At 72.4% G+C, this 13,206-nt stretch carries 12 protein-coding genes; 3 read left to right on the top strand and 9 right to left on the bottom strand.

Going from position 1 to position 13,206, the window contains the following annotated elements; all coding sequences use genetic code 11:
• Positions 1-39: 39 nt before the first annotated feature.
• A complete protein-coding gene (locus tag ACMCNN_RS25890) occupies positions 40-1,284 on the top strand; it encodes a phosphatidylserine decarboxylase (RefSeq protein ID WP_412743115.1) in 1,245 nt (414 codons plus the stop codon).
• Here the strand turns inward: ACMCNN_RS25890 and ACMCNN_RS25895 are convergent.
• The 5 genes from ACMCNN_RS25895 to ACMCNN_RS25915 all read right to left on the bottom strand — a co-directional run bounded on the left by ACMCNN_RS25895 (position 1,265) and on the right by ACMCNN_RS25915 (position 5,457).
• Positions 1,265-1,744: a hypothetical protein gene (locus ACMCNN_RS25895; protein ID WP_412743116.1), complete on the bottom strand. Its 480-nt coding sequence runs from the start codon at positions 1,742-1,744 to the stop codon at positions 1,265-1,267. The two genes, ACMCNN_RS25890 and ACMCNN_RS25895, sit on opposite strands and share 20 nt — an antisense overlap.
• Positions 1,735-2,325, bottom strand: coding sequence for a helix-turn-helix domain-containing protein (locus ACMCNN_RS25900; RefSeq protein WP_412743117.1), 591 nt, complete (start codon positions 2,323-2,325; stop codon positions 1,735-1,737). Before ACMCNN_RS25900 ends, ACMCNN_RS25895 begins: the two co-directional genes overlap by 10 nt.
• A gap of 77 nt (positions 2,326-2,402) precedes the next feature.
• Entirely contained in the window at positions 2,403-3,302 is a 900-nt protein-coding gene (locus ACMCNN_RS25905) for a CDP-alcohol phosphatidyltransferase family protein (RefSeq protein WP_412747268.1), read from the bottom strand.
• Between the two features lie 303 nt (positions 3,303-3,605).
• Positions 3,606-4,505 (bottom strand): NUDIX hydrolase, encoded by a 900-nt coding sequence (locus ACMCNN_RS25910; protein WP_412743118.1) that lies wholly within the window; start codon positions 4,503-4,505, stop codon positions 3,606-3,608.
• A 4-nt stretch (positions 4,506-4,509) separates the two neighbouring features.
• Complete coding sequence (locus ACMCNN_RS25915; RefSeq protein ID WP_412743119.1) at positions 4,510-5,457, bottom strand: NUDIX hydrolase; 948 nt, start codon at positions 5,455-5,457, stop codon at positions 4,510-4,512.
• A 271-nt stretch (positions 5,458-5,728) separates the two neighbouring features.
• Between ACMCNN_RS25915 and ACMCNN_RS25920 the strand changes: the two genes are divergently transcribed.
• A complete protein-coding gene (locus ACMCNN_RS25920) occupies positions 5,729-6,040 on the top strand; it encodes a PspC domain-containing protein (protein WP_412743120.1) in 312 nt (103 codons plus the stop codon).
• Between the two features lie 4 nt (positions 6,041-6,044).
• On the opposite strand, the gene guaA is transcribed toward ACMCNN_RS25920, so the two are convergent.
• Together guaA and ACMCNN_RS25930 are read right to left on the bottom strand one after the other, a co-directional pair.
• Positions 6,045-7,592 (bottom strand): glutamine-hydrolyzing GMP synthase, encoded by a 1,548-nt coding sequence (guaA, locus tag ACMCNN_RS25925; protein WP_412743121.1) that lies wholly within the window; start codon positions 7,590-7,592, stop codon positions 6,045-6,047.
• Positions 7,593-7,612: 20 nt separating this feature from the next.
• Positions 7,613-9,364, bottom strand: a complete 1,752-nt coding sequence (locus ACMCNN_RS25930; protein WP_412743122.1) for a S8 family serine peptidase — start codon at positions 9,362-9,364, stop codon at positions 7,613-7,615.
• 115 nt (positions 9,365-9,479) lie between these two features.
• On the opposite strand from ACMCNN_RS25930, the gene ACMCNN_RS25935 reads away from it, so the two are divergent.
• Positions 9,480-10,583: an LCP family protein gene (locus ACMCNN_RS25935; protein WP_412743123.1), complete on the top strand. Its 1,104-nt coding sequence runs from the start codon at positions 9,480-9,482 to the stop codon at positions 10,581-10,583.
• Here ACMCNN_RS25935 and ACMCNN_RS25940 read toward each other — a convergent pair.
• Together ACMCNN_RS25940 and ACMCNN_RS25945 are read right to left on the bottom strand one after the other, a co-directional pair.
• Positions 10,580-11,998: a M1 family metallopeptidase gene (locus ACMCNN_RS25940; RefSeq protein WP_412743124.1), complete on the bottom strand. Its 1,419-nt coding sequence runs from the start codon at positions 11,996-11,998 to the stop codon at positions 10,580-10,582. The two genes, ACMCNN_RS25935 and ACMCNN_RS25940, sit on opposite strands and share 4 nt — an antisense overlap.
• Before the next feature lie 84 nt (positions 11,999-12,082).
• Entirely contained in the window at positions 12,083-13,201 is a 1,119-nt protein-coding gene (locus ACMCNN_RS25945; protein WP_412743125.1) for a GuaB3 family IMP dehydrogenase-related protein, read from the bottom strand.
• Between the last annotated feature and the right edge of the window lie 5 nt (positions 13,202-13,206).

A 13,206-nucleotide genomic window follows, 5' to 3' on the forward strand; every position in this document is an offset into this window, starting at 1 on the left:
TCGGAGTCCGTCTGACTTCGCGCGAGGAGCTCGCACACCATGACACCGTTTCCCGCCGTCTCCACGGCACCCGTGGCCGGTGTCGGCCCTCGCGCCGCCCGCGCCCTCACCGCCGAGTTCGCCCGGCGCAGCGCCGCCAGCTCGGCGCTCGTGCTCGGTGCGGACCACGCCGGCGACGTGGTCGCCGCCGCGCTGGAGGCCCTGCTGCCCGGCGACACCCTGACCCTGGTCCCCAGCGACCGGACCACCCCGAGCCTGCTGCGCGATCACATCACCGGCCTCGGCAGCTGGATCGCCGACCGGGTACGGATCGTGGAGACGCTCGCCGAGGCGGACCCGGCCGACGTGGTGATCGTGGCGGAGCCGCTCACCGGCACCGCCGAGGACGTCCGCACGCTGCTCGACGGTCTGGGCAAGTACCTGACGAACGGGGCCGTGGTCACGGTCGCGACCCCGGCCGTGCCCGGTCGCACGGCGGGCGCCGCCGCCGAACTGTTCCGGCAGGGCGCGCTGTTCGGCGTCGGCTCGGACCTGGTGCTGCGCAACCAGCCGCCGGTACGGGTGCACCGGCTGCGCTTCACCCCGGCGGACACCGCGGTGGCGGCGACGCTGGCCCCCGCGTACCGGCCGTCGAGCGTGCCGCTGACCCGCACGATGCACATCGACTCGAACGGCGTCGCCGCCGCGGGTATCGCCCTGGGCCTGGCGGCGCTGGCCCGGACGGCGCGCCCGAAGTCGAAGCTCTGGCTGCTCCCGGCGCTGGCGGCGGGCCCGATCGCGGCGTTCTTCCGGGACCCGGAGCGGGACGTGCCGGGCGACGCTTCCGCGGTGGTCGCGGCCAGCGACGGGCGGGTGCTATCGGTCGAGCGGATGCGCGACGAGCGGTTCGGCGACGGCGAGTTCCTGCGCGTGGCGGTCTTCCTGTCCGTCCTCGACGTGCACGTCAACCGGGTGCCGGTGGCCGGTCGGGTCACCGACTACTTCGTCGAGGAGGGCGGGTACGCCAACGCGATGACGGCCGCGGCCGAGCACAACGTGGCCGCGTACACGGTCCTCGACACCGACCACGGCACGGTGGTGGTGGCCCAGCGTACGGGCCTGATCGCCCGCCGGATCGTGCAGCGCACGCCGGTCGGCGCGCTGGTCGCCCGCGGCGAGCGCCTGGGCCTGATCCGCTTCGGCTCGCGTACGGACGTCTACCTGCCCGCGGACCGCGCCGAGGCGACCGTCGCCGCGGGCGACCGGGTGATCGGCGCCAGCTCCGTCATCGCCCGCTGGATCTGACCCGCTTCGGCTGGACCCGCGCCCGAGCGGCGTCGTACAGAGCGGTGGCCGCACCGGCTGCGGCGGTGGCCGACGCGACGGTGACCGGCCGGGCCTCGTAGCGCTGCCGGTTTCGTTCGCGCCGCATCCGGTCGAAGTGCTGGGACGCAGCGTTTTCAGGTGGAGCATCGAAGATCGCGGCGAGGTAGCGCCCGAGGCCGTCGTGCTGGCCCGGCCCATGCGTGGTCCGATATCCGTACGCGGCGAGCATGGCCTCGCCGACGTCGTGGGCGGCGTCATAGGCCAGGTTGTATCTGTTCTGGGCGTGGGTGACGTTGGTCAGGTCGCTCAGCGCCAGGCGGGCCTGCTCCAGAAATGATCTGCAGCGCGTCTCGTCCACCGGCACCGGCTCAATGCGGCGCCCGGCGACCAACGCGTCCACCGCGGTCTGCTGGTCACCGGTCAGCGACGTCACCGCCACGGCAGCTCCCCGATGATCGGCACGACGGGACTGCTGCGGACCTGGGTCAGGAACCCGGTGCCCTGGGCGACCTCGTCCCGGGTCATGATCGTCGGGTTGACGGCACGACCCACCTGGTCACCGACCCTCTGGCAGGCGTCGTAGATCTCGGTGGGGTCCGGCAGGTCACTCACGACCAGCACGTCGACGTCGTGGGGCGCCGGGCCCGGCTGCCCCCGCATCCGCGCCGCGAACGACCCGAACAGGAACGCCACCTGCACACCGGCGATCGCGCCCAGCTCGACGGCCAGCAGCGGGACCGGGCCGGCGGAGACCACCAGCAGATCACGGACCGGCTGGGTCAGCGGCGACTGCGGGTTGGGCCGTACGTACCGCGCCTGGCCCAGGCGGCGCTCGCTCAGCAGTCCGACGTCCAGTAGCCGGTGCACTTCGCGGTGCACCGTGCCGTAGGAGAGCCCGGCGCGCCGCGCGAGCTCGTGCATGTTGAGCTCGTCGGCGCCGGACAGGAACAGCTCGGCCAGCAGGCGGGCCTGGCCGTCCGACCTGAACAGGGGCGCCAGGAGTGGCGGCGCGGTTCTCACAATAATGGATAGTAGTACCCGTTATTGGTACAGCAAGAGGCCGCGCCTTGTGGCCGGCCTCTTGCGTGGAGGTTCGGTCAGGCGGCGGCGCGGCGGGTGCGCAGCCACAGCACCGGGCCGCTGAGCAGGTACGCCGTGACCAGGAAGACGAAGGTCAGCCGGGCGTCGACCAGCGCGCCGACGATCGGCAGCAGCCACAGCCACGGCGGCAGCTTCACGATCCGGGCCAGCTTCGCGTACGGGAAGCTGGACACCATCGCGAACGCCAGCAGCGCGACCCCGGCCAGCAGCGCGATGCCGGGGATCGGCAGGCCGATGAGCACGGTCAGTGCCAGCACAGCGGCGGCCATCGTGGTGGGTACACCGCAGAAGAACTTGCCGTCCTTCGGCGAGACGTTGAAGCGGGCCAGGCGGATCGCGGCGCAGCCGGCGACCAGCATGCAGGCCACGGCGGCGGCCGCGGTGGGCACGGTGTGCGCCAGCGACGCGTACACCACGACCGGGGCGGCCAGGCCGAACGAGCACATGTCGGCCAGCGAGTCCATCTGCGCGCCGAACGGGCTGGAAACGCCCAGCTTGCGGGCGAGCGCGCCGTCGAGACCGTCGAAGGCCACGCAGGCGACCAGGCAGGCCGCCGCGAGCCGGGCGTCGCCGTGCATCGCCAGGAAGATCGCCAGCAGGCCGAGGCCCAGGCTGGCCAGGGTGCACGAGTTGACCAGGGCGAACCGGGCACGACGGGCGAAGGTGTGCTCACCGGGCAGCAGGGACGTGCTCGGCTCCTCGGCGGCGGGCGCCTGCACCGGCGGGTGCGCCACCGGGCCGGGAACCCCGCGTCCCCCGTACGGGTAGGTGACGACGTCGGTGCCGGTGTAGATCACCTCGGCGCGGGTGGCGGTGGCCGCCCGTCCCGCGTCGCCGGAGCGGCGCCCGACCCGGACCAGCAGGGCCTGCCGGGCGATCGTGCCGCCGCGGCGCAGCCGGCCTGCCCAACGACGTCCGGCGGGACGGGGACTATCCATCGTACGACGCCGGCGCCAAGGGGTTCTCGGCACGTGCTCCTCCATCGTGGGATTGGTCTATCCGCCTGCTCAGCAGCGGCGGAATGGGGCTTCGTCCGTCTCTCGGCTCGTGGCGGGTTACACCATTGCACAGCCGCCCGGTCTTGGCGAGAGACCGATCGACCGGTTGCGCACAACAGCGTCCGCCACCTTTTTCCTCGCTCGGCGGACGGGCAGATCCCGGTTTCACCCTGTCCCTGGGCCCGAGTCTATCGGACCGGTTCAGCCCGTGACCTGTCGTACCGCCGACCGTGCGACCTCGGTGAGGGGTAGCGCCTTCGCCTCGGCCGGGCTGAACCACCCGGCCTCGGCGGTGGAGCCACCCGCCGCCTCTGTCACTACGGGTACTGTCGGCACATCGATCAAAACTCTGAACAGCACCCTGATGACGTGCCAGTCGACCGGCACTCCCTCGGGGCCCAGCGCGGCCGGATCGTACTTGTGGGAGATCGACAGCAGGCCGGTGATCCGGCCCTGCTGTGAGGTCTCCTCGACCAGCTCACGGGCCAGCGCCTGTTCGGGGGTCTCCCCGTGGTCGGTGCCGCCGCCGGGCAGGTGCCAGCGGTCCGCGCCGGGGTAGCCCGGCGCGATCCGGGTGAGCAGAATGCGCCCGGCCGGGTCGGTGGCGACCGCGTACGCGCCGAAGCGCTGGACCCGCGCGGGCGTGGCCAGCGGCACATCCGCGCCCGACCCCGGCGGAAGGTCCGGTGGCACCGTCAGGCCGAGCAGCCGCGCGGTCCACGGGTGCACCGCCAGCCCGGCCAGTTCCGCGGCGCCGACCCAGGCCACCGCGTCGGTCGTCCCGTCGATCTCGTCGCGCAGCGCCCCCGCGTACGGCTCGACGTCGTAGATCACCCGGTCGGTGTGTTCGTAGGCGCCGGAGCTGGGCAGCCGGATCACGTCCGCGGTGACCTCGCGCAGGCGCAGCACCCGGACCGCGAGGCCGGTCTCCTCGGCGAACTCCCTGACGACCGCGTCGTCGGGGTGCTCGCCCTGGTCCACGCCGCCGCCGGGCAGGGACCAGACGCCGGGGAACTCGCTGGCGTCGGAACCGCGGGCCAGCAGCACCCGGCCGTCGCCGTCGCGCACCAGCCCGTACGCCCCCACCCGTCTGATCCGCACGTCCCTACGTTAGCCGCGCGGCCTTCAGGGCCTCCGCCGTGACTTCCGTGAGCTGGTTCACGGGCAGCTCGGTGACCTCGGTCAGCGGCATCCAGCACGCCTCGGAGGTGGACCCGCCCACGTCCCGCACGATCACCTCGGTGGGTGCCTCGACGACGACCCGGTAGAACGCCCGGACGCCGTGCCAGTCGATCGGGTACCCCTCGGGGCCCAGGGAGGCGGCGTCGCGGTGGCTGGCGACGCCGAGCAGCTCGACGAGGCGCCCGACCTGGCCGGTCTCCTCGACCAGCTCGCGGATGAGGGCGGTGCCGGGCTGTTCGCCGTAGTCGGTACCGCCGCCGGGCAGGTGCCAGCAGCCGGCGCCGGGGTAGCCGGGGGCGATGCGGGTGAGCAGCAGCCGGTCGTCCGGGTCGGTGGCGATCGCGTACGCGGCGAAGCGCTGCGCGCGGTGCAGCCCGTCCGGGCCCGGATAGGCGTAGAAGGACGGGAAGTCCGGGACCTCCTCCGGGCGCAGGTCGGCGGAGGCGGCGGACAGGCCCAGGGCGGCGGCGGTGAACGGGCGCAGTTTCAACCGTTCCGCCTCGGCGGGGGTGTGCCAGCGGGCCAGGTCGGTGGAGCGCCCGGCCCGGTCGCAGAGGGTGCCGCCGCGGACGGACACCTCGTACACGAGGCGGTCGGTGTGGATGGTGACGCCGCGGTGCGGCAGCGAGCGCATGTCCGCGAGGACGTCGCGCAGGCCGGTGACCGCGACCGACAGGCCGGTCTCGGCCGCGGTCTCTCGGACGACTGTGTGGTTCGGGTCTTCGCCGTGGTCGACGGCGCCACCGGGGAGGGACCAGACCCCGGGGGTGCCGGAGCGCGAGGAGGCCCGGACCAGAAGGACCCGGCCTTCCGGGTCGGTCGCGACGGCGTAGGCCGCGATCCTGCGGAGTGGTTCGAGCGCGGGAGTCACGGCGGGATTCTCCCTGGGTTATGTCACCTGGAATGAAGGTCTGTCGGATTCCTGACAGGGCGATAGCGCTGCGTAGCCGCAGATCAGGGCTGCTTCGCCCACAACCGGCGATCACCAGGTCACGTTCTGCAACCTCATTATGACACCGCTCCGGGGTGTCTGAGCAATGCCGGCGCGGGCCGATCCGCACGACCCGGAGACGGAAACTCAGGGCCCGGATCGGGGCGGTCACCGAGGCGCGTAGGGCGTCGCGGCGCCCACTCTGGGAGGCATGACTGAACCGACTGTCACCTCTTACAAGCAGCTGCGCCGCCCGACCGACGACCGCATGCTGGCCGGGGTCTGCGGAGGTCTCGGCCGATACTTCGGCGTCGACCCCGTGGCGGTCCGCGTCGGCTTCGCCGTACTGGCCATCGTGACCGGGGGTGCGGCGCTGCTCGCCTACCCGGTGATGTGGCTGGTCATGCCCGAAGAGGCACGGCCCGCCGCACCCGTCTGGCCGAACCCGGCCGACCCCGCCTGGGGTCAGCCGCCCAGCACGCCGGGCGGCATGCCGGGACAGCCCAGTACGCCGGTGGCGTGACGGGTCACTCCCACTCGATCGTGCCCGGCGGCTTGCTGGTCACGTCCAGCACCACCCGGTTCACCTCGGGCACCTCGTTCGTAATGCGGGTCGAGATCCGCGCGATGACGTCGTACGGCAGCCGCGACCAGTCGGCGGTCATGGCGTCCTCGCTGGAGACCGGCCGCAGCACGACGGGGTGCCCGTAGGTCCGGCCGTCGCCCTGCACGCCGACGCTGCGCACGTCCGCCAGCAGCACCACGGGGAACTGCCAGACGTCGCGGTCCAGGCCGGCGGCGGTCAGTTCCTCCCGCGCGATCAGGTCGGCGGCGCGCAGCACGTCGAGGCGCTCCCGGTCGACCGCGCCGATGATCCGGATGGCCAGGCCGGGGCCGGGGAACGGGTGCCGCTGGACGATCTCCTCGGGCAGGCCCAGCTCCGCGCCGAGCGCGCGTACCTCGTCCTTGAACAGCGTGCGCAGCGGCTCGACCAGCGCGAATTTCAGGTCATCCGGGAGGCCGCCGACGTTGTGGTGGCTCTTGATGTTCGCCGTGCCGGTGCCGCCGCCGGACTCCACGACGTCCGGGTAGAGGGTGCCCTGCACGAGGTATTCGACGTGGCGCTCGGCGTCGACCTCGCGGGCCGCCTGCTCGAAGACACGGATGAACTCCCGGCCGATGATCTTGCGCTTCTGCTCGGGGTCCGTGACCCCGGCCAGGTGGCCCAGGAACCGGTCGGCCGCGTCCACCACCTTCAGGCGGATGCCGGTGGCCGCCACGTAGTCCTTCTCCACCTGCTCGGCCTCGCCGGCACGCAGCAGACCGTGGTCGACGAAGACGCAGGTGAGCTGGTCGCCGACCGCCTTGTGCACCAGCGCCGCGGCGACCGCCGAGTCGACCCCGCCGGAGAGCCCGCAGATCACCTGCTTGTCGCCGACCCGGGCACGGATCGCGGCGACCTGCTCCTCGATGATGTTCGTCGGGGTCCAGGTCGGGTCGATGCCCGCGATGTCGTACAGGAAGCGGCGCAGCACCTCCTGGCCCTGCTCTGTGTGCGCCACCTCGGGGTGGAACTGCACACCGGCCCGGCGCGCCGCCAGGTCCTCGAACGCGGCCACGGGAGCGCCCGACGACGCCGCGGTCACCGCGAAACCGGCCGGGGCGACCGTCACGCTGTCGCCGTGGCTCATCCACACCGGCAGGCCCGCGGGCAGCTCACGCAGCAGGGTCCCGCCCTGGGCGGCCAGCACCGTACGGCCGTACTCGCGGGCGCCGGTCTGGGCCACCGTGCCGCCGAGGGCCCGGGCCATCGCCTGGAAGCCGTAGCAGATGCCGAAGACCGGCACGTCGCTGTCGAACAGCGCCGGGTCGAGCGCCGGGGCGCCCGGCTCGTACACGCTGGAGGGCCCGCCCGACAGGATGATCGCGGCCGGGTCCTTGGCCAGCATCTCGGCGACCGGCATCGAGTGCGGCACGATCTCCGAATACACCCGCGCCTCCCGGACCCGGCGGGCGATCAGCTGGGCGTACTGGGCACCGAAGTCGACGACGAGGACCGGGCGGGGTGTGCTCATGACGGCCGAGTTTACCGGCGTCAGCGGTACCACTTCCGGGCCGGGGCGGAGCGCAGGTTGCCCAGCGAGTCGTAGGCGCGGACCCGTACCGTCATGGACTTGCCGTACTTCCAGGTCTGGACCTTGAACTTGTGCCGGACCACGTCACCCGGGGCGGGCGCGGTGTAGGTCGTGACGAGCTTGCCGTCGACCACCAGCTCCAGTCGCGCCACGCCGTGCAGGTCGGTGGCCTGCGCCGTGACGTACTTCGTGCCGCGGATGCGGCGGGTGCGGTTCGCCGGGCCCTTCGTCACGGTCACCTTCGGACCGGTGCTGTCGACCTGCACGGTACGGCGGGCGGTCGCGGCGTTGCCCGCCCGGTCGTACACCCGCAGCACCAGGTTGGTCCTGCCGTTGCGCGGGGCCGACGGCCAGCGCAGCACGTACGGGGCGGTGACGTCGGAGGCCACCACGGTGTCGTTGAGCAGCAGCTGGACCCGGCTGACGCTGGCGTTGTCGGAGACCGAGGCGCCGACGCTCACCGTGCCGCCGACCAGGGCCGAGGACGCGGGAGTGCGGAACGACACCTGCGGCGCGGTGGTGTCCGGCAGCGCGGACAGGGCGGCCACGGCGTCGACGCGGCCCCAGGTCAGCCAGTCCGTGGAGAGCTGCCGGGCCGAGGCGCTGAGCACCGATCGGATCTTGACGGGGGTGGGGGCGGGCGTTTTGCTGGCCAGCAGCGCGGCGATACCGGCGACCATCGGGGAGGCCGAGGAGGTGCCGCAGAACACCATGATCGGATATTCGTTCTGCGGTGTCCGCTTGGCCTGCGCCGGGTTGCAGCCGGGCGCGGCGATGTCCACCCAGCCGCCGTAGTTCGACCAGGAGTAGCGCGCGTCCTTCGACGTCGAGGCGCCCACCGACAGCACCGCCGAGATCGCCGCCGGGAAGTGCCGCCTCGTGGATCCGTCGTTGCCCGCGGCCGCGACCACCAGGGCGCCCTTGCTCATCGCGTACGTGACGGCGTCGCGCATCAGCTGGCTGTCGGCCGTACCGCTCAGCGACAGGTTGATGACGTCCGCGCCGTGGTCGGCGGCCCACCGGATGCCCTTGACGATGTCGGTGTAGTCACCGGCGCCGTCGGAGTTCAGCACCTTGACCGGGAGGATCTTGCAGGCCCAGCAGACGCCCGCGATGCCGTCGCCGTCGTTGCCGGCCGCGGCGGCCACGCCGGCCACCATCGTGCCGTGCCCGTTGTCGTCGGCAGCGTTGCTGTCGCCGTTGACGAAGTCGTAGCCCGGCAGCACGCGGCCGGTCAGGTCGGGGGTCACGCTCACCCCGGTGTCGACCACGGCGATCACGGCACTGCTGGAGCCGTGGGTGGCCGACCAGGCGGTGCTGACGCGGGTCTTGCGCACCCCCCACTGGTACGGGTAGCCGGGGTCGTTCGGTGCCGCCGCCGCATACGCCATGTGGTTTTGCTCGACATAGCGGACGGCCGGGTCGGTACGCAGCACGGCGGCGGCCGCGGCGGCCTGGTCGGCGGGGACGTCCACGGAGACCGCGTCGGCCAGCGGTGCCGCGTCCACGACCTGGACGTGCTCGTCGAGCCGGTCCACCACGTCGGTCTGCGCCCGGGTGGTGACCGCTGCCGCCTCGGGGGTACGCAACCCGACGACCAGTGACACCGCCGGCATCGCCGGGTCGGCCTCGTCGGCCTGCGCCGGGCCGCCGATCCCGATCAGTCCCCCGGCCACCAGGCCCACCGCCAACGTCGCAACGCCAGCCCGCATCGACGTACCTCCACGCGAAACGCCGGCCCGGTGGCCGGCATCCCCAACTTCGGTGGCGATTCCTGTAGCCGAGGAGCGGATCGGTGGCGATCGAGTTGCGAGCTATCTTCGCGCTGTGCGTAAACAGCAGATGATCTGGACGGCGGCCGTGGTGGCGTTCCTGGTGCTGGCCGGTGGGGGTGTCGCGTACGCGCTGCACACCCGTACCGCGGGCACGAGCGCGGCCGCCGCTACGCCGTCTGCGGCCCCCTCCGCCCCGGTGTCCCCCGCCCCGGCCGACCCCCTGCTGCCGGACACCGGCCCGAAGGTCACCGGGCCGCTCGACCTGCTGCTGCTCGGGGTCGACACCCGGGTCAGCATCCCGGACTGGCAACCGCACTCGGACGCGATCATGCTGCTGCACCTGGAGCGCGGCCTCGACCGCGGCTACCTGTACTCGCTCCCCCGCGACCTGCGCGTCGACATCCCGGCGTTCCCGAAGTCCGGCTTCAAGGGCGGCCGATACAAGATCACCGAGGCGATGAGCCGCGGCGCGAAGGTGCCCGGCAGCAACAGGGCCGACGTCCGGCAGGGGTACGAGCTGCTGACCAAGACGATCTCGGCGTACACCGGGGTCAAGACCTTCCAGGCCGGGGCGATCCTCACCTTCGGCGGTCTGGAGAAGCTCACCGACGCGCTCGGCGGGGTCACCATCACCGTCGACGAGAAGGTCACCTCGATCCACCGCCGCCCGGACGGCAGCCCGCGCACCCTGCAGCGCGGCGGCGGCGGGTACGTCGGCCCGCAGGCCGTGTACAAGCCCGGCACCCAGAACCTGGTCGGCTGGCAGGCGATCGACTTCGCCCGGCAGCGGTACGGCGTGCAGGGCGGTGACTACGGCCGGGGGCGCCACCAGCGGCAACTCGTCCGGGCGCTGCTCACCAAGGCTCTGTCCACCGGGGTCACGACCAACCCGGCCAAGCTGAGTTCCGTACTCACCGCGCTCGGCGACAGCCTGGTCTACGTGGGTGGGAAGACCCCGCTGGAGTACGCGAGCGCGCTGAGCAACCTGAAGCCGGAGCAGCTCACCCTGGTCGGGCTGCCCGGCGACAGCGTCGGGTCGGGCGGCCACTACCTCGGCGAGCAGTTGCTCCCGGAGGGCAAGGGGTTCCTCAAGGCGATCGCCGCCGACCAGGCCGGTCCGTACCTCGCGAAGCACCCGAAGCTGGTCAACCCCTAGGGACGCGGCGGCTTGGTGGTGCCGTACAGCCAGGCCTGGAACACCGGATCCAGGTCGACGCCACCGGCCGCCTGCTTCGCGGCCGCGATGAACTCGTCAGTGGTGACGTTGCCGTCGCGGTTGCGCGCCGCCCAGGACTTCAGCAGCCCCGCGAACGCGGCGTCCCCCATGGCCTTGCGCAGGGCGTACAGGGTCATCGCGCCGCGGTCGTAGACGGCGGGGTCGAAGATTCCGTCCGGGCCCGGCTTCCCGGTCGGCTGGGACCAGTCCTCGAACTTCGAGTACGTACGGTCGAAGCTCTCCGCCACGGTGGCCTTGCCCTCGTGCTCCTGCCACAGCCACTCCGCGTACGTGGCGAAACCCTCGTTGAGCCAGATGTCCTGCCAGCGTTCCAGGGCGAGGCTGTCGCCGAACCACTGGTGGCCGAGCTCGTGCGCGACCACGGTGCTGTTCTCGCCGCCGGAGAAGAAGGTGTCGCCGTACACGGGGCGGGACTGGGTCTCCAGCGCGTAGTCGAGCCGGTCGTCGGCGACGACCACGCCGCCGTTCGCGTCGAACGGGTACGGGCCGAACTGGGTTTCGAGGAAGTCGGTGATCTCGCCGGTGCGGGCCAGCGACTTCGCCGCGGGACCGTCGGCCGGTACCGACTCGGGCACCGCCACGATCATCGGTTTCCCGCCGTGCCTGCTGGTGGTGATCCGGTACTGCCCGATCGCCACGGTGGCGAGGTAGCTGGCCATCGGTGAGCCCTCCGACCAGTTCCAGGTCGTCCAGCCGTCGGCGCTGGTGCGCGGCCCCGGCACCCCGTTGCTGATCACTTCGAGCCCGTCGGGCACGGTCATGGACAGCTTGTATGTCGCCTTGTCCGAGGGGTGGTCGTTGACCGGGAACCAGGTGCTGGCCGACTCGGGCTGGCCCACCGCGAAGGCACCGTCGGCGGTGCGGAACCAGCCGCCCTTGCCCAGCGCCTCGTTGTTGATCGGCTCGGGCACACCGCCGTATTTCACCACCGTGGTGAAGGGGCGACCCTTGGGGAGGCCGACGGGCGGGGTGACGACGAGTTCGTTGCCCTCGGCCCGGCTGGTGGCCGGCCGCCCGTCGACGGTCACCTCGGACGCGGTCAGGTGCGCCAGGTCGAGGTTGAAGCTGGACAGGTCCTGCGTGGCGGTGGCGGTGATCGTGGCGGTGCCGTCCAACCGGCCGGTGGCGGGGTCGAACCGCGCCTTGATGTCGTAGTCGCCGACGTCATAGCCGCCGTTGCCGTACTTCGGGAAGTACGGGTCACCGGCGCCGGGGGCGCCCGGGGCGAAGCTCGCCGCCGGGGCCGACGGGCGATCGGTGGTGGAGTTCCGCCCGCTGGTGCAGCCGCCGACCGCGATGACGGCCGCGATGCCGGCCGCAAGTCCCCGTTTCATGGGTACAAATCTACCGATCAGGCTCAAGCCCGGCATAACGGCTGAGTAACCGGCCGCTGGCAGTTTCCCCAGCCCGGCTTGTCGTCAGCGGTCGAGGACCAGCGCGACCTTCTGGAACTCCTTGAGGTCGCGGTAGCCGCACTTGGCCATGGCCCGCTTCAGCCCGCCGAAGAGGTTGAGCTGCCCGTCCGGGCGGTCGGCGGGGCCGTAGAGGATCTCCTCCAGGGTGCCGTCCGGCTCGCCCGCGATGCAGAAGCCGCCGCGCGGCAGGTTGGGGTGGCTGGCCGCGGAGTGCCACCACGCCCCGCCCGCCGGGGCGCCGTCGGCCAGCGACAGCGGTTCGCCCAGCATGACCGCGTCCGCACCGCAACCGATGGCCTTGGCGATGTCGCCCGAGGTGGAGATGCCGCCGTCCGCGATGAGGTGCACGTACCGGCCGCCGGTCTCGTCCAGATAGTCGCGGCGGGCCGCGGCGGCGTCCGCGATCGCGGTAGCCATCGGCACCCGGATGCCGAGCACGGTGTCGGTGGTCGACCACTCGTCCGCGCCGACACCGACGATGACCCCGGCCGCGCCGGTGCGCATGAGGTGCAGCGCGGTCTTGTAGTCCGTGCAGCCGCCGACGATCACCGGCAGGTCGAGGTCGGCGATGAACTCCTTGAGATTCAGCGGCTCGTCGGTGGTCGACACGTGCTCGGCCGACACCAGGGTGCCCTGGATGACCAGCAGGTCGACGCCCGCGTCGAGGACCACCGGGGCGAGCGCCAGGGTGTGCTGCGGCGACACCCGCACGGCGACGGTCACCCCGCCCTCGCGCATGGCGCGGACCCGCTCGGCGATCAGCTCCGGGCGGATCGGCTCCGCGTACACCTCCTGGAGCCGCTTGGTGGCGTCGGCGTCGGCGTCGAGCGACGCCAGCTCCTCAAGGATCTTGGTGGGATCCTCGTAGCGGGTCCACAGGCCCTCGGCGTTGAGCACGCCCAGGCCGCCGAGGCGGCCCAGGGCGATCGCCGAGTCGGGGCTCATGGTGGCGTCCGACGGGTGCGCGACGCAGGGAATCTTGAACGGGTACGCGTCGACCCGCCAGTCGGTGGACACGTCGTCGACGTCGCGGGTGCGCCGGCTGGGCACGATCGCGATGTCGTCGAGGTGGTAGCCGCGCTGGGCGGTCTTCCCCAGTCCGATCTCCACGACGTCACGCATGGCTG

Source organism: Krasilnikovia sp. MM14-A1004, assembly GCF_047159485.1.
GTDB lineage: Bacteria > Actinomycetota > Actinomycetes > Mycobacteriales > Micromonosporaceae > Actinoplanes.